The 26,727-nt window shown below is 69.4% G+C and carries 30 protein-coding genes, 1 tRNA gene and 1 pseudogene; 17 read left to right on the top strand and 15 right to left on the bottom strand.

Annotated elements, in window-relative coordinates; genetic code table 11:
- Position 1: 1 nt before the first annotated feature.
- The gene (locus ACIA8R_RS33280; protein ID WP_357706038.1) at positions 2–517 is read left to right on the top strand and encodes a DUF3592 domain-containing protein; all 516 of its coding nucleotides are present in this window, start codon (positions 2–4) and stop codon (positions 515–517) included.
- Positions 518–1,196: 679 nt separating this feature from the next.
- Here the strand turns inward: ACIA8R_RS33280 and ACIA8R_RS33285 are convergent.
- Positions 1,197–1,385 carry a hypothetical protein gene (locus ACIA8R_RS33285; protein WP_397042031.1) on the bottom strand — a complete coding sequence of 63 codons (189 nt, stop codon included), beginning with the start codon at positions 1,383–1,385 and terminating at the stop codon, positions 1,197–1,199.
- A gap of 17 nt (positions 1,386–1,402) precedes the next feature.
- Here ACIA8R_RS33285 and ACIA8R_RS33290 point away from each other — a divergent pair, with 17 nt between their 5' ends.
- Positions 1,403–1,864, top strand: coding sequence for an HXXEE domain-containing protein (locus ACIA8R_RS33290; protein WP_397042032.1), 462 nt, complete (start codon positions 1,403–1,405; stop codon positions 1,862–1,864).
- 154 nt (positions 1,865–2,018) lie between these two features.
- Here the strand turns inward: ACIA8R_RS33290 and ACIA8R_RS33295 are convergent, their stop codons facing one another.
- Genes ACIA8R_RS33295 through ACIA8R_RS33315 form a run of 5 tightly spaced genes read right to left on the bottom strand, consistent with a single transcriptional unit; the run spans position 2,019 to position 6,409 of the window.
- On the bottom strand, positions 2,019–2,636 hold the full coding sequence (locus ACIA8R_RS33295) for a hypothetical protein (RefSeq protein WP_397041913.1): 618 nt from the start codon (positions 2,634–2,636) through the stop codon (positions 2,019–2,021).
- Positions 2,627–4,108 (bottom strand): hypothetical protein, encoded by a 1,482-nt coding sequence (locus ACIA8R_RS33300; RefSeq protein WP_397041914.1) that lies wholly within the window; start codon positions 4,106–4,108, stop codon positions 2,627–2,629. The genes ACIA8R_RS33295 and ACIA8R_RS33300 overlap by 10 nt, the downstream gene beginning before the upstream one ends.
- Positions 4,105–4,962 (bottom strand): ATP-binding cassette domain-containing protein, encoded by an 858-nt coding sequence (locus ACIA8R_RS33305; RefSeq protein ID WP_397041915.1) that lies wholly within the window; start codon positions 4,960–4,962, stop codon positions 4,105–4,107. Before ACIA8R_RS33305 ends, ACIA8R_RS33300 begins: the two co-directional genes overlap by 4 nt.
- A complete protein-coding gene (locus ACIA8R_RS33310) occupies positions 4,947–5,795 on the bottom strand; it encodes a zf-HC2 domain-containing protein (RefSeq protein WP_397041916.1) in 849 nt (282 codons plus the stop codon). The genes ACIA8R_RS33305 and ACIA8R_RS33310 overlap by 16 nt, the downstream gene beginning before the upstream one ends.
- Positions 5,792–6,409, bottom strand: coding sequence for an RNA polymerase sigma factor (locus ACIA8R_RS33315; RefSeq protein ID WP_397041917.1), 618 nt, complete (start codon positions 6,407–6,409; stop codon positions 5,792–5,794). Before ACIA8R_RS33315 ends, ACIA8R_RS33310 begins: the two co-directional genes overlap by 4 nt.
- 441 nt (positions 6,410–6,850) lie before the next feature.
- Here ACIA8R_RS33315 and ACIA8R_RS33320 point away from each other — a divergent pair, with 441 nt between their 5' ends.
- Positions 6,851–7,063 carry a hypothetical protein gene (locus ACIA8R_RS33320; protein ID WP_397041918.1) on the top strand — a complete coding sequence of 71 codons (213 nt, stop codon included), beginning with the start codon at positions 6,851–6,853 and terminating at the stop codon, positions 7,061–7,063.
- 130 nt (positions 7,064–7,193) lie between these two features.
- Here ACIA8R_RS33320 and ACIA8R_RS33325 read toward each other — a convergent pair whose 3' ends face one another.
- The 3 genes from ACIA8R_RS33325 to ACIA8R_RS33335 all read right to left on the bottom strand — a co-directional run bounded on the left by ACIA8R_RS33325 (position 7,194) and on the right by ACIA8R_RS33335 (position 9,602).
- Positions 7,194–8,447 (bottom strand): hypothetical protein, encoded by a 1,254-nt coding sequence (locus tag ACIA8R_RS33325; RefSeq protein ID WP_397041919.1) that lies wholly within the window; start codon positions 8,445–8,447, stop codon positions 7,194–7,196.
- On the bottom strand, positions 8,444–8,962 hold the full coding sequence (locus tag ACIA8R_RS33330; protein ID WP_364101359.1) for a SigE family RNA polymerase sigma factor: 519 nt from the start codon (positions 8,960–8,962) through the stop codon (positions 8,444–8,446). Before ACIA8R_RS33330 ends, ACIA8R_RS33325 begins: the two co-directional genes overlap by 4 nt.
- Positions 8,963–9,050: 88 nt before the next feature.
- On the bottom strand, positions 9,051–9,602 hold the full coding sequence (locus ACIA8R_RS33335) for an NUDIX hydrolase (protein ID WP_397041920.1): 552 nt from the start codon (positions 9,600–9,602) through the stop codon (positions 9,051–9,053).
- A gap of 198 nt (positions 9,603–9,800) precedes the next feature.
- Here ACIA8R_RS33335 and ACIA8R_RS33340 point away from each other — a divergent pair, with 198 nt between their 5' ends.
- Both ACIA8R_RS33340 and ACIA8R_RS33345 read left to right on the top strand, forming a co-directional pair.
- Positions 9,801–10,535: a hypothetical protein gene (locus tag ACIA8R_RS33340; protein ID WP_397041921.1), complete on the top strand. Its 735-nt coding sequence runs from the start codon at positions 9,801–9,803 to the stop codon at positions 10,533–10,535.
- A 146-nt stretch (positions 10,536–10,681) separates the two neighbouring features.
- Entirely contained in the window at positions 10,682–11,788 is a 1,107-nt protein-coding gene (locus ACIA8R_RS33345) for a serine hydrolase domain-containing protein (protein WP_397041922.1), read from the top strand.
- Positions 11,789–11,892: 104 nt separating this feature from the next.
- On the opposite strand, the pseudogene ACIA8R_RS33350 reads toward ACIA8R_RS33345, so the two are convergent.
- Positions 11,893–12,144: pseudogene (locus tag ACIA8R_RS33350) on the bottom strand (Tn3 family transposase); the annotation flags it as partial.
- Positions 12,145–12,210: 66 nt separating this feature from the next.
- Between ACIA8R_RS33350 and ACIA8R_RS33355 the strand changes: the two are divergent.
- A complete protein-coding gene (locus tag ACIA8R_RS33355; RefSeq protein ID WP_397041923.1) occupies positions 12,211–12,345 on the top strand; it encodes a hypothetical protein in 135 nt (44 codons plus the stop codon).
- Between the two features lie 294 nt (positions 12,346–12,639).
- On the opposite strand, the gene ACIA8R_RS33360 is transcribed toward ACIA8R_RS33355, so the two are convergent.
- Positions 12,640–13,080, bottom strand: a complete 441-nt coding sequence (locus tag ACIA8R_RS33360; RefSeq protein ID WP_397041924.1) for a hypothetical protein — start codon at positions 13,078–13,080, stop codon at positions 12,640–12,642.
- 429 nt (positions 13,081–13,509) lie between these two features.
- Between ACIA8R_RS33360 and ACIA8R_RS33365 the strand changes: the two genes are divergently transcribed.
- The 5 genes from ACIA8R_RS33365 (at position 13,510) to ACIA8R_RS33385 (ending at position 18,851) form a co-directional block, all read left to right on the top strand.
- Positions 13,510–13,788, top strand: a complete 279-nt coding sequence (locus ACIA8R_RS33365; protein WP_364101380.1) for a hypothetical protein — start codon at positions 13,510–13,512, stop codon at positions 13,786–13,788.
- 326 nt (positions 13,789–14,114) lie between these two features.
- Complete coding sequence (locus tag ACIA8R_RS33370; protein WP_397041925.1) at positions 14,115–15,893, top strand: right-handed parallel beta-helix repeat-containing protein; 1,779 nt, start codon at positions 14,115–14,117, stop codon at positions 15,891–15,893.
- A gap of 185 nt (positions 15,894–16,078) precedes the next feature.
- Positions 16,079–17,248, top strand: a complete 1,170-nt coding sequence (locus ACIA8R_RS33375) for a carbon-nitrogen hydrolase family protein (protein WP_397041926.1) — start codon at positions 16,079–16,081, stop codon at positions 17,246–17,248.
- 93 nt (positions 17,249–17,341) lie between these two features.
- Positions 17,342–18,748 (top strand): hypothetical protein, encoded by a 1,407-nt coding sequence (locus tag ACIA8R_RS33380; protein WP_397041927.1) that lies wholly within the window; start codon positions 17,342–17,344, stop codon positions 18,746–18,748.
- Positions 18,749–18,777: 29 nt separating this feature from the next.
- Positions 18,778–18,851: transfer RNA gene (locus ACIA8R_RS33385), tRNA-Lys, on the top strand.
- Positions 18,852–19,209: 358 nt separating this feature from the next.
- Here ACIA8R_RS33385 and ACIA8R_RS33390 read toward each other — a convergent pair.
- Positions 19,210–19,782, bottom strand: a complete 573-nt coding sequence (locus tag ACIA8R_RS33390) for a TetR family transcriptional regulator (protein ID WP_397041928.1) — start codon at positions 19,780–19,782, stop codon at positions 19,210–19,212.
- A gap of 65 nt (positions 19,783–19,847) precedes the next feature.
- On the opposite strand from ACIA8R_RS33390, the gene ACIA8R_RS33395 reads away from it, so the two are divergent.
- Together ACIA8R_RS33395 and ACIA8R_RS33400 are read left to right on the top strand one after the other, a co-directional pair.
- Positions 19,848–20,816 (top strand): MFS transporter, encoded by a 969-nt coding sequence (locus tag ACIA8R_RS33395; protein WP_397041929.1) that lies wholly within the window; start codon positions 19,848–19,850, stop codon positions 20,814–20,816.
- Positions 20,813–21,232 (top strand): hemerythrin domain-containing protein, encoded by a 420-nt coding sequence (locus ACIA8R_RS33400; protein WP_397041930.1) that lies wholly within the window; start codon positions 20,813–20,815, stop codon positions 21,230–21,232. Before ACIA8R_RS33395 ends, ACIA8R_RS33400 begins: the two co-directional genes overlap by 4 nt.
- On the opposite strand, the gene ACIA8R_RS33405 is transcribed toward ACIA8R_RS33400, so the two are convergent.
- Positions 21,198–21,686: a Tn3 family transposase gene (locus ACIA8R_RS33405; RefSeq protein WP_397041931.1), complete on the bottom strand. Its 489-nt coding sequence runs from the start codon at positions 21,684–21,686 to the stop codon at positions 21,198–21,200. The genes ACIA8R_RS33400 and ACIA8R_RS33405 overlap by 35 nt on opposite strands.
- 232 nt (positions 21,687–21,918) lie before the next feature.
- On the opposite strand from ACIA8R_RS33405, the gene ACIA8R_RS33410 reads away from it, so the two are divergent.
- Complete coding sequence (locus ACIA8R_RS33410) at positions 21,919–22,236, top strand: hypothetical protein (protein ID WP_364101398.1); 318 nt, start codon at positions 21,919–21,921, stop codon at positions 22,234–22,236.
- A 198-nt stretch (positions 22,237–22,434) separates the two neighbouring features.
- Positions 22,435–22,788 (top strand): hypothetical protein, encoded by a 354-nt coding sequence (locus tag ACIA8R_RS33415; RefSeq protein ID WP_397041932.1) that lies wholly within the window; start codon positions 22,435–22,437, stop codon positions 22,786–22,788.
- Positions 22,789–23,266: 478 nt separating this feature from the next.
- Here ACIA8R_RS33415 and ACIA8R_RS33420 read toward each other — a convergent pair whose 3' ends face one another.
- Positions 23,267–23,677, bottom strand: a complete 411-nt coding sequence (locus ACIA8R_RS33420) for a Rid family hydrolase (RefSeq protein WP_364101404.1) — start codon at positions 23,675–23,677, stop codon at positions 23,267–23,269.
- Positions 23,634–24,032 (bottom strand): hypothetical protein, encoded by a 399-nt coding sequence (locus ACIA8R_RS33425; RefSeq protein WP_397041933.1) that lies wholly within the window; start codon positions 24,030–24,032, stop codon positions 23,634–23,636. The genes ACIA8R_RS33420 and ACIA8R_RS33425 overlap by 44 nt, the downstream gene beginning before the upstream one ends.
- A 210-nt stretch (positions 24,033–24,242) precedes the next feature.
- On the opposite strand from ACIA8R_RS33425, the gene ACIA8R_RS33430 reads away from it, so the two are divergent.
- Both ACIA8R_RS33430 and ACIA8R_RS33435 read left to right on the top strand, forming a co-directional pair.
- A complete protein-coding gene (locus tag ACIA8R_RS33430; protein ID WP_397041934.1) occupies positions 24,243–25,148 on the top strand; it encodes an LLM class flavin-dependent oxidoreductase in 906 nt (301 codons plus the stop codon).
- Between the two features lie 50 nt (positions 25,149–25,198).
- Complete coding sequence (locus ACIA8R_RS33435; protein ID WP_397041935.1) at positions 25,199–26,623, top strand: FAD-binding oxidoreductase; 1,425 nt, start codon at positions 25,199–25,201, stop codon at positions 26,621–26,623.
- Positions 26,624–26,727: the final 104 nt, after the last annotated feature.

A 26,727-nucleotide genomic window follows, 5' to 3' on the forward strand; every position in this document is an offset into this window, starting at 1 on the left:
GATGGAGCAAGTATTCGAGTACCTGCCCCTTCTGTTTGTGGCGTTCGGCGCCGTGGTCGTGCTGGTGTCGGTCAGAGGGATCGTGCACGGCAGGCGGTTCGTCCGCGGGGCGCGGCGGGTGCCGGGCGTGGTCACCGACGTGGCCACCACGTTCACGGGACGCGGCGAGCATCTGAGGGCGCACCGGCGTCCGGTGCTGACCTTCACGACCGCCGAAGGGCGGGAGGTGACCAGCGAGTCCTGGACCGAGTCGCAGCTGGGCGTCGGCAGGGAGACCGACGTCCTCTACGACCCTCAGGACCCGACGAAGGCCGCGCCCGCCGGTGACGTCGGCGTCGGCGGTGGTTACGGCGGCATCGTCATCGGGCTCATCGCCGCCGCCATAGGCTTGGCCCTCTTCGTCGCCATCTCAGGGCATTTCACCCCGTCCGACGGCACAGAGAACGGCTGCCGGATCGAGCACGCCGACGGCACCTCCGAGCCCGTCGACTGCCCTCCGGGCGTGGACGTCGGCTGACACGTCCCGCCGCTCCCGAACGACGGGACCAGCGAAGACCCCCGCAGTGGTCATCTTGGGCACGCCCATCGACCGTCTCGTGAAAGGGCCGTGGTTCACGATCGCGGGTCGATCAGCGGGCGGCGTAAGCCCGGATGACGGTCCAGCCGGATCCGACCGGGACGACGGGCACAGGCAGCCAGCTCTCCCCGTCATCTCCAGCCTGAGCGACGCCACCTGGGCCTGCGGTGCACCGGGGTCACGCTCCACCCGGACGGGCACCCTGGTCACCGTGCCGGTACGGGCACGGTTGAAGCCGTCCAGATCCGCCGGTGCGTAGCGGACGGCGAGCAGCGGCAGCGGCTTGGCCTCGGGCGTCCGCTCGGAGGTGAACGTCCAGGCCGTCTCCACGCTCGACGACAGTACCGAGTGCGGGACCTGCCTGCGCATCGACAGCCCGCCGATCAGATTGACCAGATGCTCGTGGTAGAAGGCTTAGGCGTACGGGTTGAGGAAGGTGAACCGCATCGAGTAGATCGACAGCGCCTCCCCGGGCCGTGACATCGGCGAGTACAGGGCGTTGGCGGCCAGGATGTCGAAGCGGTGGCCGCCACCAGCGTGGGCACCCCGCTCATCGATTCCAGCACCCGGCGGACCGGCGCGCGCATCCCGGGGGTCTCGGCCGGTGGCTGCTCGCGGCTCAGGTGGTGGCGGGCTCAGGGCGTCCCCGGGGGCCGGTGAGGTAGTGCTGGACGGTGGGGGCGACGACGGCGAGGAGGGTGGGCAGGTCTCGGTCGGCCAGGACCGGGAGCCGGAGTAGGTGGCGGCCCAGCGCGATGCCGAACAGGTGGTACCGATGCGCTGCGCAGCAGCCGCACTCTGTCCCGATGGAAGGACCCGGCCTGGCTGGGCTGGGTCGCCGTCGTCGTGTACCTGTTCCACAACTTCGAGGAGTACGGCATCGCCGCCGACGGCGCCCACCACGCCTTCCCCGACTCCCTGTGCACCACGCTCAACCAGAGCGCCTACCCGCAATGCCCGATCCCGACAGAGTTCTACCTGTTCGTCAACATCGGGTTGATCTGGGTCGTGGCGGTGATCTGTGCCCTGCTCGCCCGCAAGTACGTGATGATGGGGTCCGCGTTCTACAGCATCGTCATCGTCAACTGCTTCTTCCACATCGTCCCCGCCGTCGTCACCGGCACGTACAACCCGGGGCTGCTCGCCGCGGTCGTGATGTTCCTGCCCGCCTCGACCTGCTGCAGCTCCTCAACGCAAGCCTCATCCTGCTGGTCGGCGCCCTCCTCCAAAGGTCGCTGCCCCCAAAGTGCCGCAACGGCGAAGACCGGCACCCAGGCTGCCCGCTGAACGACGCAAGACCCTTTCCGCACACGGGCGCCGGCCCGGAGTCGCTGGCTACTCCGCATGGCCGAGGAACTGCGCACCGGCGACGTGGCCGTGCTCGGCTCGAACGAGTACGCCGACCGGGGCGCCCACCTGACCGCGGCCGCGCACCTGAACGTCAGCGTAGATCCCGGCTCGCCCAGCCCAGTGCGGCGAGCACGGGCGGCAGCATGGCCAGCCACCCGTGGTGCACGATCTCCCAGTTCTCCTCGTCCGGATAGAGCCACGGCCAGTACGGTCCCCGCAGAACCAGGCTCACCGAGACGATCACCAGCAGACCGCCCAGGCCCGCGAGGGCGGCCGCCTTCCCCTGGTGCATGCGCCCGGCCACCGACGCCGACAGCAGGCCGATCGCGATGCACACCGCTGCCTCCACCGCCATCCCCGCCACCTTGAGCTGTCCGCCCTCGGGCAGCCGGGCCACGGCGATGGCGCACGCGATCCCCCAGAACAGACCCGCGAAAAGGCCCCCGAAGCCGCAGCGCAGCCACTGGCGGAGCCAGCGGGGCACTGGGGCCGCGCCCGTGCTCGCGGTCATCTCGTCGATCACGGCGAATCCAGCGGCGGCGCCCAGCATCACCCCCATCATCCTGAGCAGGGTGAAAGCGGTCCCGACGCCTAACGCGGAACCGGCCTCGATCACCGAGACCATGACCGCGGCGAGCATCCCGGTGACTGCGAGAGGAATCCAGTCGATCGCCCGCGCGATCGGTCTGATGAGCTGGATCACGAGCATGGCTGCCCCTTCAACGGCTCGGCGGGGTACTCGGGGCGCAGGCCCAGCAGCGGAAGCGCCTGCTCGACCGTCGTGCCGGGCCTTAGCAGTGTGTCCCAGTGCGTCCAGATCCGTTGCCGGGCATCGGGCGTGGCGAGCAGCTTGCGGGCGTACCCCAGCTCGGCCGCGCCGTACCGGACCATGCCCAGGGGGGACTGCACCGAGCTGAAGAGGGAGGAGCCGAGCTGGATCTCCCGGTCCTCGGGCGGAGCCGGCGCAACGGCTTGGCCGAGCAGCCAAAGACCCACCAGTGCCCTGCTCTGGCCCCGTAGGTCGCAACCCGTCCTCGGCGGTCGCAGTCCCAGCACGGAGCGAATGACCTGGGAGGCGAGCACGGCCCGGTAGGTGTCCTCGGCTCCGGCGCGTCCCCACATCAGATAGGTGCTGATGGACTCCCCCTCGTCGCTGTCCGCGCTGAGCCAGCTGTCGGTGAATTGCCGGACGGCCGGCAGCCGGTCACGCTCCGCCGGGGGCAGCGCCTGCGCCACCGGGTTCACCGCCGACACCCACGACGGAATCCAGGCGACGTAGTCGTGGAAAGCGCAGTAGGTGATGGCACCGTGCTTCTCGCACTGCCGCGCGTCCCGCGCGAAGTACCGTTCCCGGACCTGGGCGTCCATGCCGTCGAGGAACGCGGCCGGATCTCCCTGCATGGTCTCGAACCGGTGGTTGATCTCCTCCCCCGGAGCGGCGGCGGTCGCGGCCGCCCCCGTGGGCACCACAACCGCCACGGCGGCCAGGGCCGCGACCAGGCGCACCGGCCTGGCCCCGTGCCGCAGCAAGGCCAGGGCGGCGAAAAGAGCGACGGAGGCGAGGAGATAGACGGCGTGCAACGCCGATGGGCGCTGCGGCCAGTCGGGCCCGTGGAAGAGCACGACGGGCAGAAACCAGCCCCCGTAACCGCTCTGCTGACTGTTCAGCCAGGTGAAAGCACCGATCAGGAAGGCCGTCACGGGAACCGCGACCAGCCAGGGAGCCCACCTGCCGAGCATCGCGCCGAGGGCCGCGGCGAAGGGCACGGCCAGCACCCCGCCCAGCGCCTCGTAGGGGTCGAACACGCCCGCCACCGGACCCATCGCGAGACGCGCCGGCAAGTAGACGACCATCACCAGCAGCGCGACCCCGGCTCCGACCGTCACGGCCGCCGAAATCGCGGCTTTGGTCCGCTCCGCGGCGTGGCCGGACAGCGCTCCGAGCGTCTCCGGCATGCCGCCTCGCATGTCCCGGGACGTCGCGAGGTTGGCTGCGAGCATCATGGCCGCCGCCAGGAGCAGCATCGCACCCGATGTGCTCGCCGGATCGACACTCAGGTCGGGCAGCCACTGCCAGGTCGCGACGAACCGCAGCCCCAGGCAGAGCGCGGCGGCACCCCAAGGGACGGGGCTGCGCAGCAGCCTGATGACCTCGAACAGGAACAACGATCGGAAAATCATGTCGCCGCCCCGACCGGCTCGCCGAGCAGAAGCAGATAACCGTCCTCGACGGCCGGCGCGGCAGGCGCCGCACCCCGCGGGCTGGCTCCCAGCGTCCGGTAGCGGCCGTCCGCGGTCCGCCAGAACAGGCGAGAGTCGTGGGGAGGCGCATCGGAGATCCACACCTGGCCGGAGGCGACGGTGGCGAGCTCACCGGGGGTGCCCTGGAACACCACGAGCCCCCGGTTCATCACGATCACGCGCTCGCACAGAGCGGCGACGTCCTCGGTCTGGTGGGTGGACAGCAGCACGGTACGGCCTTCTCCGAGCCGGGAGACCAGCGCCCGGAACCGCATGCGCTGCTCGGGGTCCAAGCCGACCGTGGGCTCGTCGAGGATGAGCAGGTCGGGCTCGCCGAGCAGCGTCTGGGCCAGGGCCAGTCGCTGTTTCATGCCACCGGACAGCTTGCGCACCTTCGTCCTGGCGCGGTCGGCCAGGTCGACCTCGGCAAGGACCCGGCGCACCTCCCGGTGGCGTTCACGTCGGTCCGTCAGCTCTTTCAAAATCGCCACGTAGTCGACCAGTTCGAACAGCGTGAAGTGAGGGTAGAAGCCCGGTTCCTGCGGGAGATAACCCAGGCGGCGGCGCAGGGCGGTCCGCTGTTCCCGATCCGCGGGGTCCAGGCCCAGAGCGCGCACCTGGCCGCCGTCGGGAGCCAGCGTGGTCGCCAGGCTCCGCAGCAGGGTGGTCTTGCCGGCGCCGTTGGGGCCGAGCAGTCCTGTCACTCCCCGGCCGAACTCCAGGTCGAGGCCGTCGAGAACGACGGCCCGGCCGTATTTCTTGGTCAGGCCGCGAACGGTCACGGTCGGGTCCATTTGGGCTCTCCTGAGTCGAAGCGGGCACGCCGCAGGTAGATGAGAGGGATGAGGATCAGTGCGGCCGCGCCGTACAGGGCCTGGGCCGCAGGCGAGAAGGGCGCCAGCGCGTCACCGGTGAGCCTGGCGGAGGTCACCACGGCGCCGAACCAGATGGCGGTCAGCGCGGCAGCCGAGATCAGCGGCGGGAATCGGGTCGACATGGCCAGGGTGGCCGCGGTGAGTGCGAGAGCGGGCAGTAGCCACGCCGCCGTCAGCCCCGGCGGGCCGGGCAGCAGCGGCGTCGCCATCCCCGTCAGCACGATCGCGGTCACCAGCACCGCGACGGCGCGCAACAACAGGGCTCTGGCACCTCCCATCGGAGTGGCGGCCTGCATCTCGTGGACGGGATCGACCCGGGGCCCGTAGGCGACGGCGATGCCCGCCAGCGGCAGCACGGGCGCGATCACGAGGAAGGGCACCAGTGCGTCGAAGGCGGGCTGAGGATCACGGCTGACCAGGTGGGCGGCGGCCACGGCGAAAGCCGTCACCGCAGTGACCGCGACCAGCCACCCCCTGGCAAGAGCAGGGGTGGCCGCGAGAAACGTGGCCACGTGCTCGGGGACGCCGACCCGGCACAGGAGCCGTGCCACCGGCCGCGGCCGGGGCCGGTCCACCAGGTCCTCGATCCTCGCCCAGCTCACGGCGAGCCACTCCCGCTCGTACGGCACCGCCGCACGGCAGCGTTCGCACCGGGCGAGGTGGCTCTCCGCCGACATCACCTGGACCGGTTCGAGATGGCCGCTCACGTAGCGCTCGATCAGCTCCTCGGGCAGGTGCCATTGCGCGTTCATGCGAGATGCCCCCTGAGCTGAGCCTTGGCCCGCATGACGCGGGTCTTCACGGTTCCCTCGGGGATGCCGAGGAGTTGGGCGGCCTCACGCACCGTGAGGCCGTCGAGCACGGTGGCCTGGATGGCCGCGCGCAGGTCCGGCGACAGCCTGTCCAGCGCGGCGCCCAGGTCGCCGTGCTCCACGCCGACCAAGACCGCGTCCTCGGCCGACTCGGTGATCAGCTCTGCGGAGATCGGGCGACCTGATCGGCGGCCTCCCGTCGCGGGAGAGCCGTCAAGTGCGGCGACGGGCGGGGCGGCGCCGCTCCGGCGCAGCGCGGAGATCAGTCTGCGGATCGCGATGGTCCAGATCCACGCCGCCGCCTCACCGTCCTGCGCCCGGTAGCGATGCGCGTCGCGCCAGACGGCGACGAAGGTGTCCTGGATCGCGTCGTCCACCAGGTCCGCGTCGGAGCACCGGCGGGCCAGCCGTACCCGCAGCCAGGGCGCGTGCCGCTGGTGCAGGATCCTCAGCGCCTCCACCCGCTCGGCGGCAACGGCCGCCAGCAGCTCCGCATCGTTACTGTCAGGACCGACCGGGGGCGGTTCCCGGCGGCGTATGAGGAATCTGCGCACATTCCGATCTATCGCAAGACCTGCCGGGTCCGGTTCCGTGATGGCAGAGATATCTCAACTTCGGGAGTAACCCGCCACTGGTCGCAGAAGCGCCGGCCGGACTCGTGGTCCGCGCCATGCGCCTCGTGGTCGACAGGACTTCCCGCTGCTCGATGTCGTCCCACTCTTTGAGGCACCAGCACTGTGAGTGATCCATGGTGCACGCGTTCGCGCAGTCCGGCGCTGGACGCCGGCAGGACGAGCGTGGCCACGGTGCTGTCCCTGTGCTCGGGCGGCGACGTCAGGGCGGGCCGAGTACGTCCGGGCTGATCAGGGCGCGGGCGGTGGCGGCGAAACAGTCGCCGGAGGCGGCGTCGGCGAGGCCGAGGATGACGCCTTGGCTGAGGCCGACCAGGAGCGCGCGCAGCGCCGTGGCCAGGCGTTGCGCCTGGCGCGGTGTGAGTGTGTTCCCGTCGAGGAGCCTGCCGGAGCCTCAGATTCTTCGGAGCCGATCTCGACGGCGTCGAACTGCGCGCCGACGACCTCGACTGGTCTTTCGGGACCGGCACTCCCCTGACCGGCTCCGCCCAGGACCTCCTGCTGGTCACCTACGGCCGCAAGCTCCCACCGGGACACCTCCACGGCACGGCAAGGGATCGGTACATCACCACGTGAACCGAACGGCCCGATGGATCGGCGTCCTGGGTTCGGGGCCGTCGGAACGTGCGGGCGGGGTGATCTACCGGGGGTGATGCGGATGGTTGCCGGCTGAAGAGGCCGAGGCCGACCAGGTCGTCCTGGTTCGTCAGCCGCTCGGGAAGCCGGGCGCCGAGATGCTGCCGCCCCACGGTGGCAGCCGGTAGTCGCCGAGCTTCCGGATCTTGCCGGTGGTCACGTCGATGGCGTAGGCCGTGTCGCCCAGATCCGGCGACCGGCCGGAGTCCGGATCTAGTTCGGCGCTGCCCAAGGCCAGGACCTCACGCTCGTTGAGCCAGTACCCCAGCCGGTAAGGACGCAGCTGTCGCGGCGGGTCGAGCTTGACCTCGGACCTGACCTGGCCGCTCGCCCAGTCCACGGTGACGATCTTGTCGTACGGTTCGCCGTTCGTCATGCTCTCCCCCTGCGCCGTCGGGCCGGTCAGCATGGCCACGGTCGCGCCGTCCGGGCCGACGGCTCCCGTAAGCGCCCAGGTCTTCGGCCCGGCGAAGACCGTCACCTTGCCGTCCGAGAGCACGCCGAACCGGGCGCGCTCATGCTCCACGACCGTGGGTACGCCCTCGTCGGCGGGATTGAGGAAGAACCAGCCCTTGGGCGCCTCCTCGACGACCCGCCCGCTCTCGACGTCCACGATGACCCGGGGAATGCCGCTCAGGCTCAGTCCGAGCCGGCGCCCGTCCGGCGAGAAGGTGATCAGTCCGCCGCCCTTGACCATGGCCTTGCGCCTGACGACCTGCGGGATCTCCCAGACCTGGCCGGTGTCGAGCTCGCGGACGGTGAAGCGTTCGCGGTCGGGGGCGTAGTAGGCGATGCGGCGTCCGTCGCGGGAGATCGCCAGCGGGGCGGCGGTGTTCATGTAGTTCTTCTTGGTCTGGTCGGTGTAGACGCTCAGCGCGTCGGCGACCCGGTACCGGGTTCCGTCCTGCAGGACCACCTTCCACTGCAGGCACGTCTCGTCGGCCACCGGCGCGTTGTCCTCGCCGGGCTTCCACGTGTCCTGGCAGAAGTCGTAGTAGGCGTAGCGCACCGGCCCCACCCCGGACGCGGGCAGGACGGCGCGGACGGGGACGAGGTCCTCCGGCGACGGCGTGGGCCGCGCGGGGATGCCGTGGAAAGTCGCACCGGACGAGGGCGTGCCGCTCGTGACGGTGCCGACGTCGGCGGGCCCGCCGGGATTGATGAGAACAGTGACGGCCAGCGTCAGTGCGGCGACGGCCGCGGTCGCGGAGCCGCTGATCAGAGCCGTTCGCGTACGCCGGGCGCCCCGCAGCGCGACCTCGGCGAGATCGACGTCGGGTGCTTGTCGGGCGATCGAGTCGAGCTCGTCACGGAACCTCGTCATCGCGGCACCTCCACCGGATCGACTTCGGACAACAGATCGGCCAGTTCGGGCGCGAGGACGCGCAGGCGGCCCAAGGCGTAGTGGGTCTGGCTCTTGACCGTGCCGGGTGAGCAGCCCAGCGCGTCGGCGGTCTCCTCGACGCTGAGGTCCTCGTAGAAACGCAGCACGAGGACGGCGCGCTGCCGCGGAGTCAGCCGGAGGAGCACCTGTTGCAGGACCATCCGGTGCAGCCCGGCGGACTCCGGATCGTAGGCCGGTTCCGGCGGTCTGCTGGTCAGGATGTCCGAGCGTCTGCGCCGCAGCCAGGACACGTGCTCATTGACCAGGGCCCGCCGGGCATATGCCTCCGGATTGCCGTCCTTGGCCAGCTTGGGCCAGTGTCTGGCGATCCGGGTCAGCACGGTCTGCAGGAGGTCCTCAGCCCGGTGCGCGTCCCCCGTGAGCAGGTACGCGGTGCGCATCAACGCCTGCTGACGGGCGCTGACGAACTCCCGGAATCCTTCATATCTGTCCATACGACTCCTTCCGCCCTAATGAACGCCGGACGTCGGAAGCCGGTTGGAGGAAACCCACGCCCGGGCCCGATGGAAGAACCGCGGACAGTCAGATGGCCGGCTTCAGGTATCCGGCGGCGACCAGCCCCGCGAAGGCGACGTCGGTGTCGGTCAGCTGCCCGCTGAGCACGTGCTGGACGAACGCGCCGACCGGCATCAGCACGGTCTCGATGAACTCGGCGTCGTCCAGACTCGGCTCGGCGACTTTCCGGCAACCGCGGGCCAGGACCGCGTGGCGGCGATGTGAGGCGTACGACGACAGGAAGGTCTGCATGACCACTTCGAGGGTCGCAGCTTCGTAGCCGGTCTCCTCCAGCAGTTCCCGAGCGGCCGCGACCTCGACCGGCTCGTCTCCGTCAGCGTTTCCGCCCGGCAGCTCCAGCAGCACCCGTCCAGGCCCCGGCCGGTACTGCCGGGCCAGCACCACCTGCTCGTCCTCGGTCACGGCGACGACTGCGACGGTCGCGCCGCCCACGAGGATGTCCCATACGTCCTCGTTGCCGTCTGGGTAGCGGTAGCGGCGGCCACGGACTTCCAAGAACCCGGCCGGCTCGTCCAGCTCGCCCAGCTGCGTCCACTCGCCGGCCCTGGCATCACCCACACGCCCAAGCCTATGGATCATCAGGCCCTCGGCGAGGACACATCGCCTAAGACGACATGCTCCGACGTGCCGGCCCAACGCTGAGCAGCGGCTCGGCCGTTCGTTTCGGCATCGTCTCCGGAGATCAACCTTTCGGCCGAGGACGTCCTGGACTCGCGGCCGATGTCGGCGCCGATCCGAAACCACAAGATCAACCCCATGACGCACCACACTCCCTCCCCCGCGCGGAGAAGGCCCGCAATCGTGGCCGCCGTCGCGGGAGTGCTCGCCCTCACGGCCTCCATCGCCTGGGCCTCGCCCGCTGCCGCGGCGCCCAGCACGCCGTATCTCCCGAAGCCGACCGGCCCTCACCGCGTCGGCACGACGACCTTGCACCTGACCGACACCTCCCGCTCCGACCTGTGGGTCCCCGCGGCCAAGACGAGGGAGCTCATGGTCTCCCTGTGGTATCCGACGGCGGCGCACACCGGCCGGCGCGCGCCTTACGTCACGCCCAAGGAGTCGGAGCTGCTCCTGAAAGGCTCGGGGATCAAGGAACTGGAGACCATCCCGCCAGACGGGCTGAGCCGGACGCGTACGAACGCCTTCACCGACGCCGAGCCCTCGGGGCGCCGGCGCAGCCTGCCGCTGGTGGTACTGTCGCCCGGCTTCACCTGGCCTCGCAGTTCGCTGACGGGTCTGGCCGAGGACCTGGCGAGCAGGGGGTACGTGGTGGCCGGCATCGACCACACCTACGAGAACTTCGCCACCACCCTCCCCGGCGGCCGGGTCGCCACCTGCGCCGCCTGCACGAACGCGAGTACGTCGCCGCCTTCTTCGACCTGCACCTGCGCGGCAGGCCGCAGCCCCTCCTGGACAAGCCCTCCCAGCGCTACCCCGAGGTGCGATTCTGCACACCGTCGGCCAAGAGCTGATCCCGGCCTCGCGGACTGAGGACCACGAGCCGGTGGTGGCGCCCGGGGATCTGCGCACGCGCAGGGCCAGGGTGATGCGGGATCGGCAGACGTATGCACTTGGCGATGCACGCGGTGCGTGCATAATAGGGACATCAGTCCGGCACCGACGAAAGGACGCGTGTCATGAGAAGTCCCGAAGAGCTGAACGCCGCCCTGGAGAACGTCCACCGCGCCGGAATGCCCGGCCTGTTCGCCGAGGTACGGGACGGCGACGAGGTCTGGCGCGGCGCCGCAGGGGTCGCCGACCTCGCCACCGGCCGCCCCGTCTCCGCCGACATGCGGCACCGGGTCGGCAGCATCACCAAGACCTTCACCGCCGCCGCGGTGATGCAGCTGGTCGAAGGCGGTCAGATCGGTCTCGACGCGCCGATCGGCCGCTACCTGCCGAAGCTGGTTCCCGGAGAACGCGGCGACGCGATCACGGTCCGGATGCTGATCAACCACACCAGCGGCCTCGCCGAATACCTCCCGTACGTCTACCCCTCCCTCAAGGCCTTCCCGGTCCTGGCCGACACCAGGCCGCAGAGCCTGGAAGACCACCGGCTCACCCGGTTCCACCCCATCGAGCTGATCGAGAAGGGCGTCTCCGCCCCCGCCTTCAGCGGGCCAGGCGGCACTCCGGGGTTGTACTCCAACACCAACTACCTCCTGCTCGGCCAGCTTCTGGAGCAGGTGACCGGCACGACGGCCGAGACGTACATCACCCGGAACGTCATCGAGCGCGCCGGGCTGCGGGACACCGAGCTTCCCGACGAGCCGCGGTTCGGCGGCCCGCAGTCGCAGATCTACGAGGCGTGGTTCGGCATGATCGAGCCGCCGCGCGACTTCAGCGTCTTCGACATGTCGTTCGCGGGACTGGCGGGTTCGCTGATCTCGACCGTCGCGGATCTCAACCGGTTCTACGCCTCGCTGTTCGCTGGTGAGATCGTCGGCCCGTCGTCGCTGGCGGAGATGCGGCGTACCGTCCGCGTCGTCTCCCAGGAGAGCAAAATCATCGAGTACGGGCTGGGCCTGTACCCGATGGAGACGCCCGGCGGCACCTTCTGGGGGCATGGCGGGACCGTCTGGGGCGCCGGAGCACTGGCCATGAGCAGCGCCGACGGCAAGCGGCAGATGTCCGTCGCGGTGAACATGCAGAGGTGGAACAGGCTCGACTCCACGGGCAGGCCGCAGCCCCATCCCATCGACGAAGCGCTCGCGGCTCTGTACGACGTCGCGCTGCACGGCTGACCGTGCCGGAGAAGCGGCGCACAGCCGGTCGACCGCGGCCGACAGGTACTTCGAGTTCCACAGCGCGACCGCGTTGACGACCAGCCCCAGCGGACCTGGTTGGTGACCAGGCATCCGGCGACCCGGGTCAGGTCCGACCACTGCGTAGCGATCTTCTGCCGGTTGATCTTGTTACGGGCGATCGCCTCCAGCAGCCCGTACGACGGCGTCGTCACGTCGGGCACCTCGGCGCGCCAGAGCCGCTGGTCACCCAGGTCGGCGAAGCGAGGCGCGAACCGATGGCCCAGCATGGAGAAGATCCCGAATACCGCGTCCAAATCGGACGCCTGGTCGGTCGTGACGGCCTCCGGCTGCACTTATTCGATGGATGCAGTATTCCGCGATCAGTACTGCCAGATGGCGTTGCGACGGTGTCGCGCGGGGTGAACTTCGAGATCACCGACAGCCTCGACGGCAAGAGAGCCATCGGCAGTGGCGTTGACCCTCTTGCGGATGGCTACGAGCCTGAGGCGCAGGCGTTGGCGCGTCCGACGCTCCTCGACGTCGGCCCACTCTGATACCGACTGGTCCCGCGGGTCGGCCCTGGCCCAGGAGTAGACGTCGACCTTGCGGCGGAGGGACATCGGAAGTGGCCGGTGACCGGCCCGTCGTGCCTGTCGCAGGCATGCGGCGCTGTAACGGCGATCAACTATTGTCACTGATCGCCATGGGATTCCCCTCAGGCCACCCCCGTCGGGAATCGGACGATCAATGTGATGGGCAGTGCGGGACATGAGGCTCCCCGGGTAGCACCGCCAGGTATTTCCTGGCGCACTACTGGAAGCCGGTCGGTCCCGTTGATCGCTGTTGAGTCATGGCGGGACCATAGCATTGCGGGCGGCGAGGTAGGCGCTCCAGTCCCGTTTGGCGACGTTGGCCCACCGGACGGCGGTGTCGATGTGCAGGCCGAGAATGTCGGCCAAGATCGGCGCGGGGATGTCCTCGACCAGGGCGATGAGGGCGGCGTTGCGCGCGGGGCGGATGTCGACGCCATGCTCGAGGAGCTTGCCGCCGAACCCGGAGCTCGCGGGCTGGCCCGGGAGGCGACCGGGAAACAGCCAGGTGACGGGGACGGCCATGCGGGTGCGGTTGACCGGGGCGGCGGCTAACTGGCGGAGGAGGTTCGCGAGCCGGGGCGGGTTGAGCAGCGGGTGGCGTCCGACGTTCAGGTAGGTGCCGTCGTCCTGATCGCGCAGGTGCTCGGCGCGCAGCCGCCGGATGCGTGAGATGGGCGTGCCGAACAGCAGGAGCATGGCTCCGGCGGCCCGGACGTCGAGTGGCAGGGCGGAGTCGGCGAGGCAGCGCTGGAACTGGTCCCAGCGCTCTTGCTCGTCCAGGATGCCGGCCGGGTCCTGGACTGGAATGGCTCGATGGTCAGGCGGGCGGCGATGCCGCGCGCTGCCGGCATTGAGACGGTCTCTCTCAGGATCGTCCCCCGCGGGAGAGCGCCGCCAAGGCGCTCGGCATCCGCGTCGGAACGGTCCGCTCGCCCGTCAACCGGGCTCGCGCGAAGGTCCGGGCGGAACTGGGCGGGGCCTACCCCGCAGCACTCGTCATGGATGAGCTGGCCCAGCTCGACCGTTTCCGCTCCGAGGTCCCCGCGCAGGAGGACCTGCGCGCCGAGGCGGAGCGCCTGATGGTCGCAGAGCATGGACATGTCCGGGGGAAGCGGAGGGGGCTGGTTGTCGCGCTCCAAGCGTACGATCCGGCTGCCGGTCGAGGGCAGCGCGGTCAAGGGGGTGCTGCAGGTGGAGGTGCTGGCGGGCAGGCCCGGCCGTCCCGATCGGACGGCCGACTTCGACGATCGCGCCGAGTTCCTGCGCAACGACTACGCCTACGTCGGCAAACTCCCGACAGGCGGACGCCGTGCTGCTCGCACAGGGGCGAGGTGGTCGTCCACGGTCCAGCCCGATGACGGGCGTGACGGGGCGGTCGGCGTCACTGAGCGTGGGCCCGATTGACCCCTAGTTTGTCCAATTTGTCCAAGCTTCGATCTTGTGAGCGAGCGGGAGCTACAGTGTTGACGGCCAGCAGTAAATGACAGTAAGGGCTGGCCGAAAACCCGAGGAGAACACGAATGCGAAGAACGTGGCCAATGGCGTTGGTCGCACTAGCCACTGTCGTCATGGGCGGCGCGACGCCGGCGAATGGCGATGCCGTCAATCCGGCGATCAAGGCTACGACGGCAACGGCGACAAAAGCTGCGGTCTGCGGAAGTTCGTCGCTGAACGGCCCCACCACACCACCCGCCGGCGCGGTAGTGGTGCCCGCGGGCGACAACAGCGGCGTGGATTTACGTAAGGCGAACACCACGTACTACTTCGAGACCGGCACGCACACGCTGGAACCTGCCCAATACGCCCAGATCCTGCCCGGTGAAAACGCGACGTTCATCGGCGCGCCCGGCGCGGTGCTGGACGGGAAGGGGGTGAACCAGTACGCCTTCGGTGATACGGCCACCGGGGTCACCATCCGGTACCTGACCGTCACCGGGTTCGTCGCGCCGCAGGAAGAGGCTGTGGTCAACCACAGCGCCGCCAACGACTGGGTCCTGGAGCACAACACGTTCCGTGACAACTCCGGCGCGGCGCTGATGGCCGGGGCCAGGAACCAGATCCGCGGCAACTGCATCAAGGACAACGGCCAGCTCGGCCTGAACGCCTCCCAGCACGGCGACCACATCACCGGCCTGGTGGTGGCGGACAATGAGGTCACCGGCAACAACACCGACGACTGGGAACACCAGGGCCAAGGGTGCGGATGCACCGGTGGCCTGAAGTTCTGGGCGGTGAACGGGGCCGACGTAACCGGCAACTGGGTGCACCACAACCACGGGCCGGGGATCTGGGCGGACACCAACAACAACGACTTCCTCATCGAGAACAACCTCATCGAGGACAACGAGTCGATCGGGATCTTCTACGAGATCAGCTACAACGCCGTGATCCGGAACAACACCCTCCGTCGTAACACCTGGAAGGCCGGCGCCGAGCGGGCGGCCAAGGGCGACTCGTTCCCCGATGCGGCGATCTACCTGTCCGAGGCGGACGGTGAGCCGCGCATCCCCGCGCGGACCAGCAAGATCGAGGTCACCGGCAACCTGCTCGAGAACAACTGGGGCGGGATCACCGCGTGGGCGAACGCCGACCGGTTCTGCGGCAGCGCCGCCTCGACCACCAGCGACTGCACGCTGATCGTCGGGCCGGCCAACACCTCGAAGTGCTCGGCGCCCGCCATCAAGGACCAGCCGCTCTACACCGACTGCCGCTGGTGGACGAAGAACCTCGACATCCACCACAACACGTTCTCCTTCGACCCCGGTACCGTCGACGGCGGCTGTTCGACGCAGTACTGCGGGCAGATGAGCCTGCTGTCGAACTGGGGCACGGCGCACCCGGATTGGTCCCCGTACCTCGGAGAGAAGATCGAGAAGTCGATCGTCTACGAGTCGAACAATTCCTGGCACGACAACACCTACACGGGACCGTGGCAGTTCAGGATCTACGACATGGGCAGACGCGTCACGGCCGCGGAGTGGGTCGGCCCCCAGTACGGCCAGGACGCCGGCAGCACGTTCGACGGCAAGGCGCCCGCGACGCCGCCGATCACCGAGCAGAACTTCGAGGACGTCTCGACGGCGCCCTACTCCGCCTGGTACGGATCCAGCGTGACGCACCAGACCGGCGACGCGCACGGCGGCACGGGCTCGCTGCAGCTGACCAGCACCGAGGGGTCCGGCAGCGCGGTGGCGATCGACAAGTACCCCGGCTACAGCGGTGTGATCGCCGGTAAGAGCTACCGCGTTTCGCTGTGGTACCGCGAGGCCGTGGCCACCATGCCGACTGTCACCTGGAACGTGCGCTGGCGCGACGAGAACGGCACGGTGCTGCGTACCGACCCCATCTCCCTGGCCCAGAAGACGGCCTGGACCGAGGCGGCCGGCACGTTCACCGCGCCGACGGGCGCGACCCGCGTCGACTGGACCTTCGTCTGGAGCGCCCCCACCGGGTCCGCCTTCCGGATCGATGACGTGGCGATGCGCGGCGCGGAGACGCAGAAGGCCTGAAGAACACGGAGGCCCCTCTGATGGGTGCCTCATCCCGGAAGGTGCGTGACGCACCTGGCCTGAGGCCCCACAAGTGGTCAAGGGCCCGGTTCTCGACTTGACGGGAGCCGGGCCCTTGACGTTCGGGAAACGGCGTCGGCCATGTGCCGGGTGTCGGCATACCCGACACCGGAGAGGATCTTGCCGTGGACGTACTGCGTCCGCGCTTCGGACGCGCCAAGGTGGGTGAAGGCCAGTTCGAGCACGGCCGTGCGTCAGGTAGCCAGGCGCAATCCGAGCAGAGGCCACACCTCCACCAGCGTGGTGTTGTGGCGCCCGCGGTCCGCCTGAAGGCCGTTGTCCGTAGCCTGCTCTCCAGAACGCGGGTCCCGGCCTCGCTGTCGGCTGCCGGTCACATCGCCTTCGGCACGCCGCCGTCACAAGGCGTGGTGCCGGCTCGGCATCTGCCATATCGTCCGCGGATGGCGAGGACGTTGCGACTGGCGGTTGCGCAGAGCACGGTACCCGAGAATCCGACCGATCCCGGTGCGCTGCGGGCCAGTGGCGCGCAGGTGCGCGCTCTGATGCGAGAGGCGGTCGCGGCCGGGGCGCGGCTGGTGCAGTTTCCGGAGGGGGCGATCACGTATCCGAGCAAGCACGTGATGTCTTCGGGGCCGCCTGGGACGCTGAGCGCATCGGATTGGAGCCGGGTCCGATGGGACGTGCTGCGCGAGGAGGCCGAATCGATCGCCGAACTGGCGGGAGAGCTCGGGCTCTGGGTGGCCTTCGGCTCGATCCACCCGCTGACCCCGCCGAACCGGCCGCACAACAGCCTGTACGTGGTGTCCGATCGAGGCCGGCTGGTCACGCGGTACGACAAGCGGTTCTTGTCGAACACCGAGGTTTCGTACATGTACGCGCCTGGTTCGTCCCCGGTCGTCTTCGAGGTCGACGGCATCCGGTTCGGGTGCGCGCTGTGTATCGAGGCCGAGTTCCCCGAGGTGTTCGCCGAGTACGAGCGCCTGAACGTGGACTGCGTGCTGCTGTCGGTGATGGTCGACGACGCGGCGCGGGCGGTTGTCGCGCAGGCATACGGGAGGCTGTACGGCTACTGGATCGGGTACTCCGTCCCGGCGCAGTTCAGTGCGACCGTCCCGTCGGGGATCGTCGCGCCGGGCGGCCGCTGGCTCGCGCGCTGTCCGGCGAACGGCCGACCGGCGCTGGCCGTGGCAGATCTCGACCTGGACGCGTCAGAGGCGGATATCGACGTGTCGGTCCGCCTGGCCCGGCCCTGGCGCCGCCTGGCACGCGCTGGACTCTATGACGATCACCTGGTGTCGGGAGATCCCCGCAGTGAGACACGCACGACGTTCTGACCGTGCGACGGCGTCACCCGCCGAGCCTGAAACCGCATCGCGTCCGGCGACACGCTCGGGCTACCCTCCCCTCAACAACTCAGGAGCCCCACGATGACGACCACGCCACTGCTGGACTTACACCGCTCGCTCGACCGCCGCATGCGTCCCGAGGACGTCGCTGACCTGATCTCGCTCGCTCTCGACGGCGCGCTCTCCGCACCTGAGCGGCTGACCCTCGACCAGGCTGCCGTGCACTCCTTCCGCCGCCGCGGCTACGTGTCCTCCATGACCGAGGAGTTCGCGAAACCTCGGGGTGGCGGGCCGCAACTCGCTGCGGTGGCGCGGCTGTTCACCCACACGGAGTGGACGGAGAGGAACGCCGACGACCCCGTGTCGCTGACGGAGGTGGCACAGCTCGCGGGACAGGCGATCGGCTGGAGCCCGGACCAGGCCGACTACAAGTACGACCGGCTCAACCGGGCGGCCCGCCGGGAAGCGGGCATCGACCTGCCCAAACGGCAGTACAACCGGCGGTTCCGTGCGCTCGGACGCCTCTCGGCCAAGGCCGCCAAGCTCGGCGACGGCCAGGAGTTGCGGAAACTGCTGCTGGTGGGCCGCAGCGGATTCGCGGCCACCCTCGCCGAGGACAGGTTCGCGGCAGATCCGGACGCCGCCTGCTTCGTCGCCTACTTCACCGCCCGCCGCAACCTGCGCCGCCAGTTCAGCCTGAACGGCAAGGACAACCCGTTCGACGACATTGCGCAGATGCTCCTGGCCCGCTGCGAGAAGAACCCGGGCGCCGACTGGGCGATGATCGCCGTCGTGTACGCCAAGCCGTCCATCCTCGCCCGGCTCTCCGACGCCGAGCGGGGGCAGATGCTGGGCGCCTGGTACGCGGTGATGCGGCAGTGCGCGGAGCGGCTGGAGAAGCTGTGGAAGACCCGTCCGCTCAACCGGCAGTCGATGGTGGTGCGCCGCGGGGACGACTCCTCCACCTGGAACACTGTCGCGCAGGCGTACAACGCCGCTCGTGCCGGCTGGCTGGCGTGCCTTCAGTCGATGAACGCCCTGCCGCTGCTGGACGCGGCCTGCCCAGGGAAGGTGATGCGGCTCATGGCCGCGGACCTGGCCTGGTGGCATCGAGAGACCGGCGGCGATCTGGACCCGAACACGAAGGTGTGGGCGGAACTCCCCCTACCGTGGGAGGTACTGTCCGGGCGAGTGACGTGCACCCGCGCGGATGTGGAGCAGGCGTGCGAGGAGGCGGGTCTCGACCCGGCGGAAAGCGGCTGGACGGCCGGCCCCGCCAAGCACCGCGTGGCACGGTTCACCCCGACGCCAGAACTGGTGCACGGGGTGACGATCGCCGATCCGGTGTGGGCGTCGCTGCTGCGCCGGGCCGGCGTGTTCAGCGGTAAGCGGATCAAGCCCGACATGGCCGATGACGCCGCTCACGGCCTGGCCGCCGATGTGGTCGTGGCGGATCTCCCGTTGCGCCCCTTTTCGGGTGGCGAGTAGGCACCCTCATACGCGAAGATGAAGAACGCCTCGCTGTAGCTCAGTGGTAGAGCGCCCGGCTCTTCGGACCGGGTGGACGCTGGTTCGAGCCCAGTCAGCGAGGCCTGATCATGCCTGGACCTCGGTCGTTGACGGGCGTTCCCACGAGGAACAGGGCGCTGGACGTCCACCAAGGGCACGACCCAGGTCGATTCCCGGGCAAGACCAAAGGCAAGCCGGGGAACCCTGGCGAAGCGGCCGGTGTGATGGGCGCCGGACCGTGACCGGCCGGACGATCCGGGTGGGACGCCGCATCGCCGACAGGGGTGACGTTCGATCTCATCGGCGTCGCGGGTGAGGTCGTCGGTGGTATCGGAATCGGTCGTCTGCGAGAGCCTCGGATGTCGGTCATTTTTCCCGGCCTCGGTCCACCGGATCATCGGACTTGGCCGCTTCACGGACCACCCTCTCGGGGCGATGATTCACGGGACGAGGCCGTTCACGATGGCGCGCACGCCCTTGGCGTAGGTGTCGCGGGCGGTCAGGTCTTCCCATCGCCTTGCCACCGTGCTCAGCCGGGGGAACTCCTTGGCATCCAATTCGGCGAAGACCCGCTCCCGGTAGGTGGGTCCGCCTTCTTCTCGCCGCCGGCGAGCCGCCGCCCGGCCGCTGATCTCGCCGGCGGTGTAGCGCCAGATGATCCGGTACGCGTCCACCGCCTCCTCGATCGTCAGCCCCCCGCGTACGGCGGCATCGACGATCTGCTCCGGGTACCACAGCGCGCCCACCGACATGAGGTCGTCGGCCTTGAGGACGTCCACGGCCCACCGGCATCCGGACACGGCGTCATGCATGGCCATGGCGGCGGCCACCATGCGCTCGTGTGGCTCGTCCGGCAGTTCGGGGCGGGGAATTCCGGCCGCGTAGTCGTCAAGGAGCAGCAGGAGGAGTTCCTCCTTGTCGCGTACGTGGTGGTAGAGCGCCATCGCCGTGCTGCCGACCTCTCTGGCCAGCCTGCGCATGGTGAGTGCGCCCGTCCCGTCTTCCTCGATCACTCGCAGGGCGGCGGCGAGGATCTCTGGCCGCGAGATCTTGGGTGGTCGTCCTGGGGACCCTCCAGATGACCGTGGTCGTACCTCTGCTACCCGGCCTCGAACAGCAGCTCCATGTCCCGTCCACCACCGTCTCGTGGACGCTCACCGCCGGGCTGCTGTCGGGAGCGGTCTCGATCCCGCTGCTGGCGCGGCTCGGCGACATGTACGGTCGGCGCACGACATCGCTGGTCGCACTCGGCCTGCTCGTGGCCGGTTCGACACTCAGCGCCTTAGCGGGCACGCTGCCCCTGCTCATCGCCGGCCGGGTGCTGCAGGGAACGGCCGCGCCGCTGCTCACACTGGCCATGGGCCTGGTCCGGCAGGTAGTGCCAGGCCACCGGCTGCCCAGCGCGATCTGGTGGCGGCCGTGGTGCGGGAGGCGCCGGCGCGCGGATCCGGACGGCCGGACCTGGCCGGGGCGGCGCTGGTCGCGGTATGGCTCGTCTGCCTGCTGCTGGCCATCAGCCCTGCTGGGGTTCGCGCTGTTCGCCGCCATCACCACCGTGTCGGCGGTGGCCCAGGGCGCGCTCGGGGCCTCGGTGCTGCAGGTCGGGATCTACCTGCTGCCGACGACGGTGCTGATGCTCGTGGTCTCCGTGCTCGCGGGTCCCCTGATGCGCCGTTTCACCGCCGCCGCGCTCGTGGCGGGCGGCTCGGTGCTGGTGAGTGCCGCCGCCCTGTGGCTGGCGGTGTCCAGGTCCTCAGGCGCAGACCTGTACGGGGCCGCGACGCTATTGGGGCTGGGCATCGGACTCGGCTACGCGGCGCTCGGAACGATGGCCGTCGAGCACGTGGAGCCCGCCAAGACCGCGGCGGCCGGCGGGGTGAACGCACTGGTCAGGGTCGTGGGCAGCAGCGCGGCCGGGGCAGTGGGGGCGGCGGTGCTCTCCAGCGGGGGCGCCGGATGGACCTTCGGCATCGCGGCCGGCGCGGCCCTGCTGGCGGCCCTGTTCTCCGCCGTCCACGGAAACCTCTCGCGACAGGAACTGGCATGACGGACGAACAGCGCATCGTCGCATGGGGCGACGAGCTGATCAAACTGCACGACGGCTTCCGCAGGGACCTGGCGGACCTGCGGTCACCGCGGGCGGGTGCAGTGGACTTGCGTACACACTGCCTGACGTTCTGCGATGCCCTCCACGCCCACCACGAAGGCGAGGACAACGCGCTCTTCCCCCATCTCGGCGCCGAGCACCCCGAGCTGGCTGAGACCCTGACCCGGCTCCGCTCGGAGCACCGGGTGGTGGCCCGGCTCATGGAACGGATCAGGCAGCTTCTCGACCACGACGGTACGGCGATCGGCGAGGAGTTGGACCGGCTCGCCACCGAGCTGGAGGCCCATCTGGACTACGAGGAGGAGCAGTTGGTCCCGATCCTCAACAAGATGCTCGCCCTCCCCGAGGAGGCCTAGCCTCGCCGCAGGACGTTGGGGACGAGGTGACCGTCAGCGCGTCTGAGCGTCGTAGGGCAGGCCATCGGTCGCGCCGCGCAATGCCAGGACGTGAGCGGGACTGCCGAAGTTGACCGCCATCGTCGGGCGCAGGGGCCGCCGGCCCTCGATGTCGAAACAGCCCGAAGTTCACCAAGGTCGCGCCATGGATGTCGGTGGCGTTGCCGAGCAACTCGTCCAGGGTGTCGTGGCCCTCGCGGGCGGTCGGGACGATCTGCTTGGTCCCGTAGGTCGACCACTGATCGGACACGTGGGTGTAGGCCGACGGGCCCCGGCCGCCGTGGATGACCATGTCACGGCTGGTGAGAGACTTGCCGCGGACGGGGAAGCGCTGCCCGTCGGAGGACGACATGGTGCCGCCACCGGCTGGGTCGACTTCCGCCCGCCGGGAAGCGATCGGCACAAACGGCAGCATGCTCGACAGCTCATCCCGCAGCGCCCGCGCCTCGGCGGGAACGTCCTCGGCAGGCAGCGGCGGAATGACCAGCCGCCGAGCTCCTGCGGGCCTCGGTCAGGTATTCGGCGTAGCGGGCCGGAACGAACGACGTCGGCGCCCTGGCCGGGACCTGCTCCGCAAGGGCGATGGGGACGGTGGGCCCCAACTGGAAACCAACCTGAGCCAAACGGGGCTCTTTTACCTTGACGGCATGAATCTGCGAAAGCTCTCCTTGACCCTCGCCGGTGCCGCGATGCTCTCCCTGCCGGCCCTGATCCCGAGTGCGGCCTGGGCCGACCCCCTGCCGTCAGGCTGCACCAGCTACGTCTACTCCCCCACCGCAGCCGGCGCTCGGTGCTCAAGGGGGGTCGGGTACGTCGCCGCCGGCGTTCTGTGCCAGTCCAGGGATGGGTACCTGAAGTGGTTCTGGGGAGACTGGGCACCTGTCCCCAGCGGGACGGCGAGCGCCTTCTGCAAGGCGCCCTACGACGACTACGCCATCTCCAGCAGCTACAGCGTCAAACAGTGACCGATCTCGCCGCCGCATCGAGCCACGTCGCGCCGTCACGACGCCCGGCCCCTACCAGGATCGACAAGTCAGGCGTCTGGCCCAACAACCACCCAACGGGGATCCAACGGTGGCTCTCTACGGTCGACGTGACAACGAGGGCTGAAGCGGTGTTCAGCCGCTTCTGAGATGGAAGGTCTGTTCATGAGGTTCAGACGAATGAGCTGGGGGCTGACCGCTGTGGTGGTCGCCGCCGCCTTGTCCACGGCGGTCTCGTCGCCTGCCTACGCGGCCAGCAGCACCTGTTCAACCCCGCAGAAGCCGGACAACACATACGGCTCGTGCACCACCGGCACCCTGGCGGCGACTAACGGCTGGATCAGTTGGCAGGCATCCCCGTACATGACCGGCGAACTGTGGGACGTTGACCTCAACGTCAAGGTTGGTCCGACCTACACGTGCGGTGGAACGACATGCGGTGCGGTCACGCGAGGCCTGACCAACCGCTACCGGCTCAAGATCACCCACCTCGTCCCCCTGCAGTCCGGCTGGGGGAAGATCAGCAACAGCTAGTGCCGTGACCCGGAACTCGCCGGGTTGCGTGCCTGCTCGCGGTCGGGTGCCCGTGCGCAGGAAGCAACCCGGCGAACCCCTCTCGGACGCCCTCTGGGAGGCGTTTCCCACAGCGCGTCCTGTGGATCTTCCTGGCGCCTCCGTTCGGGCTGCGATCATCGCAAGGATGTTGCTCGGCGCCCGGGAACGCCTTGCCGGGCAGACGCCCGGATTGCATCTGTCCGGCGCTCGGATCGCGGGCCGATCGGACCTGTCGTACGCCGAGGTGCAGCACCCACTGATCTTGACCAAGTGTGAGTTCGAGGAAGCGCCGGTCCTCGCCGGAGCCCGTACCGGCCTGGTGGACCTCGCGGACTCCCGGGCGCCCGGACTGCAGGCCGTAGACGCCGTGATCGGCGGGGCACTGCGCCTGGAAGGCTGCGAGATGGCCGGCTTTGCTCCTCCCGTGGCGAACGCCGCGTCGATCAGTTCATCAACCTCAGGAGTCGAGCACGGCGGCGATGGCTTCGATCTCCACGAGTTGATCTTCGTAACCCAGCACTGTGACGCCCATCAATGTGCTGGGAACGTCGTGATCACCGAAGAAGGCCCGGACTACCGCCCAGGCGGCCCCCAGGTCCTGCTGCCTGCTGGACGCCACGAGAACCCTGGTGCTGATGATGTCATGCAGGGAGGCGCCGGCGTCCGTCAGCGCGGTCTGCATGTTTTCGAGGGCCTTCGCAGCCTGACCTGCGTAGTCTCCCACCGCCGCCGTGGATCCATCCTTGTTCAGCGGGCAGGCGCCGGCAAGGAAGATCAGGCGGGATCCGGGGGGTGCCGTGGCCGCGTAGGCGTACTCGGCGACGTCAGACAAGGAGGACGAGCGGATCAACGTAACTGCACGGCCCATGGTCGTTTCCCTTCGAATCAGCCAAGAACGTGGTCACCATGTCAAAGGATCTTTCGTTACGCCACAGGTTTATCCGGCCTGGGAGCCCTGCCGCTGCCCTTCTTGTGGTGGGTGAGTTGTGGCCTTTGTTCTTGCCAGTGGGGATGAGGAGCTTGCGGGCGATGTCGGGCACCGGTACGCCGCGGGCGCGCAGGCTGCGAGCGTAGGCGATCATGTCGTCTGAGACCGGCGAGCGGCCGCCCTCACGGACCGAGGAGTCGTAGAGGCCCTGCACCGGGCCGGTGGGCGGTTCCAGGTCCTCGGCGATGGTCGGCAGCTCGGCAGCGCTACGGCCGAGGCGTTTCCTCTCGTGCACGGTGAAGATGACCCGCTGGTGCGCAACGGCCTGCTCCCGCGGTCCCGGTCAGGTGGGAGATCCCCGGAGCGTGTCCGATCCGTACAAGACCGATGCCGATCTCGCTGAATATCGTCACGGCTGTGCGCCTCGCCGGCGCATGAGGACAGCCGGAAACGGACTGTCCGAATCGTTGTGCCCGTAGTGAGATCTGGTTGAGACGGAGTGCTCGTGAATATTGGAATTGGTCTGCCGATCGCCGTTCCCGGACGTCCTGCGCGGGAGGTCAGGCAGTGGGCGGAGGACAGCGAGCGCCTCGGCTTCCACTCCCTGGGATCCATCGACCGCCTGGTCTACGACATCCTGGACCCGCTGGTCTCCCTCGGCGTCGCCGCGGCGGTGACCGAGCGCGTCCAGCTGTTCACCAGCGTGCTGAACGTCGGATGGCGGGGCAACCCGATCCTGTTCGCCAAGCAGCTCGCCACCATCGACCTGATCTCGGAGGGCCGGCTCACGGCGGGCCTGGGCATCGGGGGCTGGCCGGACGACTTCACCCTCAGCGGCGCTCCCGAAAAAGGCCACGGCAAGATCTTCGACGACACCCTGACCGAAATGCGCCGTGTCTGGGACGGGGAGGTCACCAGCGTCTCCGGCCCCACCCCGCTGCCCGGCAAGGGCCGTCCCAAGCTGCTCATCGGTGGCCTGATCCCTGCGGGCTATGCCCGCGCCGCCCGCTTCGGCGACGGCTGGGTGGCGCCGACGCTGAGCCTGGACCTGCTGGTGAACGGCGTGCAGGGCGCCACCGAGGCGTGGGCCGCGGCTGAGCGGCCCGGCAAGCCGCACATCCTCACCGGCCGCTACTTCTGCTGCGGTTCCGAGGCCGTCCAGCTCACCGACGAGTACGTGGCCCACTACTACGGCTCCAGGGAGTCCCCGTACTACGAGCCGGTCCGGGCCGACTCGCTCGACTCCGACGAGCGCCTGCTCAAGGAACTGATCGCTTTGTCGGACGCGGGCGTCGACGACCTGGTGCTCTACCCGGCCAGCAGTTCCCTGGACCAGGTCCACCTGCTGGCCGAGGCGCTGGAGCGGGTGGGGGCCCGGCGGAACCCGACCTTCGAGTTCACCACGGGCTGACCTGGACCGGCCGACGCACCACCTGAACGACGACACGTGAGGACATGTCAGTGATCGAGCAGACCCAGCCGACGGGTGCCCCCATTCTGACCGCCGGGGCGGTGACGAGACTGGCCGACAGCGTCAAAGGACCGGTCTTCCTCCCCGGCGACCCGGGGTACGCCGAGGAGGCGGAGGGCTTCGACCGCTCCGTCGTACACCACCCGGCCGTCATCGTCGGCGCGGCGGGCGCCGACGACGTGGTGGCCGCGGTGCGCTTCGCCCGCGACCACGGCCTGGGCGTCGCCGTACAGGCCACCGGCCACGGTGTGGGATTGCCCGCCGACGGGGGCCTGCTCATCTCCACGCGGCGCATGGACGACCACCGGATCGACCCCGAGCGCCGCACCGTGCGGCTGGAGGCGGGTGCGCTGTGGCGGGAGGTCATCCCGTCCGCCGCCCGCCACGGCCTGGCCCCGCTGAACGGCTCGGCGCCGTTCGTCGGCGCCGTCTCCTACACGTTGGGCGGCGGCATCGGCGTACTGTCCCGCCGTTACGGTTACGCCGCCGACCACGTCCGCACCATCGAGGTCGTCACCGCCGACGGCGAACTGCGCACCGCCTCGGAGGAGGAGAACACCGACCTGTTCTGGGCGTTGCGCGGCGGCAAGGGCAACTTCGGCGTGGTCACCTCACTTGAGGTGGAACTGGTGGAGGTGTCGCGGATCTACGGCGGCGGCCTGTACTTCCCGGCCGAGTCGATCCGGGACGTGCTGCACTTCTACCGCACATGGGTCGCCGGGGTGCCCGACGAGCTCAGCTCCTCCTTCTTCATGATGCCCTGGCCAGATGTGCCCGAAGTCCCCGAGGAACTGCGCGGGCGTTTCGCCATGCACCTGCGCCTGAGCTACCTCGGCTCGCCGCAGGACGGTGCCCGGCTGGTCGAGCCGCTGCGCGAGATCGCCACGCCGCTGCTCGACACGGTCACCGACATCCCGTACACCGAGGTCGGCACCATTCACAACGATCCGCCGACGCCCGGCTCATACCACATCAACAGCTTCCAGCTCACCCACCTCGACCATGACGCCGTCGAGGCGATCCTGGCGCTGGTGGGCCCCGGGTCGAACAGCGCCGTCGGCATCGAGATCCGTCATCTCGGCGGCGCCCTCGCCCGTCCGCCGCGCCTGCCGAACGCGGTCGCGCACACCACCGCCCAGTTCCAGCTCTACTCCGCCGGTGTCCTCGGCATCGGCGAGGACCAGGCCGTGTACGCCGGGCACGACCGGGTCATCAAGACCCTCGCCCCGTGGAACAGCGGGACGCGCATGCTCAACTTCATGGCGGGCATCGCCCACACCGACCCGGAGGACGTGCGCCAGGCGTTCACGCCGGAGGCGTACGAGCGGCTGGTCGCCGTCAAGACGGCCCACGACCCCGGCAACATGTTCCGCTTCAACCACAACATTCCGCCGGCGGGCGGAGGGAGTCGATGAGGAGCTGAAGCGGGCCCCGGCAGCCTTCACCGACCGGGTCACCGCCGACGGCCGCTACCGTCTCGTCATCAACCGCGTGCCCATGGACCCCCGCAGCGCTCTGA

The organism is Nonomuraea sp. NPDC051191 (assembly GCF_044455665.1).
Taxonomy (GTDB): domain Bacteria; phylum Actinomycetota; class Actinomycetes; order Streptosporangiales; family Streptosporangiaceae; genus Nonomuraea.

Coding starts and splice junctions, on each gene's coding strand:
- ACIA8R_RS33395 (WP_397041929.1), top strand. CDS start 19,848: ATGACCGTGGTCGTACCTCTGCTACCCGGCCTCGAACAGCAGCTCCAT.
- ACIA8R_RS33300 (WP_397041914.1), bottom strand. CDS start 4,108: ATGATTTTCCGATCGTTGTTCCTGTTCGAGGTCATCAGGCTGCTGCGC.
- ACIA8R_RS33310 (WP_397041916.1), bottom strand. CDS start 5,795: ATGAACGCGCAATGGCACCTGCCCGAGGAGCTGATCGAGCGCTACGTG.
- ACIA8R_RS33340 (WP_397041921.1), top strand. CDS start 9,801: ATGACGCACCACACTCCCTCCCCCGCGCGGAGAAGGCCCGCAATCGTG.
- ACIA8R_RS33405 (WP_397041931.1), bottom strand. CDS start 21,686: ATGCTGCCGTTTGTGCCGATCGCTTCCCGGCGGGCGGAAGTCGACCCA.
- ACIA8R_RS33280 (WP_357706038.1), top strand. CDS start 2: ATGGAGCAAGTATTCGAGTACCTGCCCCTTCTGTTTGTGGCGTTCGGC.
- ACIA8R_RS33420 (WP_364101404.1), bottom strand. CDS start 23,677: ATGGGCCGTGCAGTTACGTTGATCCGCTCGTCCTCCTTGTCTGACGTC.
- ACIA8R_RS33325 (WP_397041919.1), bottom strand. CDS start 8,447: ATGACGAGGTTCCGTGACGAGCTCGACTCGATCGCCCGACAAGCACCC.
- ACIA8R_RS33400 (WP_397041930.1), top strand. CDS start 20,813: ATGACGGACGAACAGCGCATCGTCGCATGGGGCGACGAGCTGATCAAA.
- ACIA8R_RS33345 (WP_397041922.1), top strand. CDS start 10,682: ATGAGAAGTCCCGAAGAGCTGAACGCCGCCCTGGAGAACGTCCACCGC.
- ACIA8R_RS33380 (WP_397041927.1), top strand. CDS start 17,342: ATGACGACCACGCCACTGCTGGACTTACACCGCTCGCTCGACCGCCGC.
- ACIA8R_RS33360 (WP_397041924.1), bottom strand. CDS start 13,080: ATGCTCCTGCTGTTCGGCACGCCCATCTCACGCATCCGGCGGCTGCGC.
- ACIA8R_RS33330 (WP_364101359.1), bottom strand. CDS start 8,962: ATGGACAGATATGAAGGATTCCGGGAGTTCGTCAGCGCCCGTCAGCAG.
- ACIA8R_RS33415 (WP_397041932.1), top strand. CDS start 22,435: ATGAGCTGGGGGCTGACCGCTGTGGTGGTCGCCGCCGCCTTGTCCACG.
- ACIA8R_RS33410 (WP_364101398.1), top strand. CDS start 21,919: ATGAATCTGCGAAAGCTCTCCTTGACCCTCGCCGGTGCCGCGATGCTC.
- ACIA8R_RS33295 (WP_397041913.1), bottom strand. CDS start 2,636: ATGCTCGTGATCCAGCTCATCAGACCGATCGCGCGGGCGATCGACTGG.
- ACIA8R_RS33305 (WP_397041915.1), bottom strand. CDS start 4,962: ATGGACCCGACCGTGACCGTTCGCGGCCTGACCAAGAAATACGGCCGG.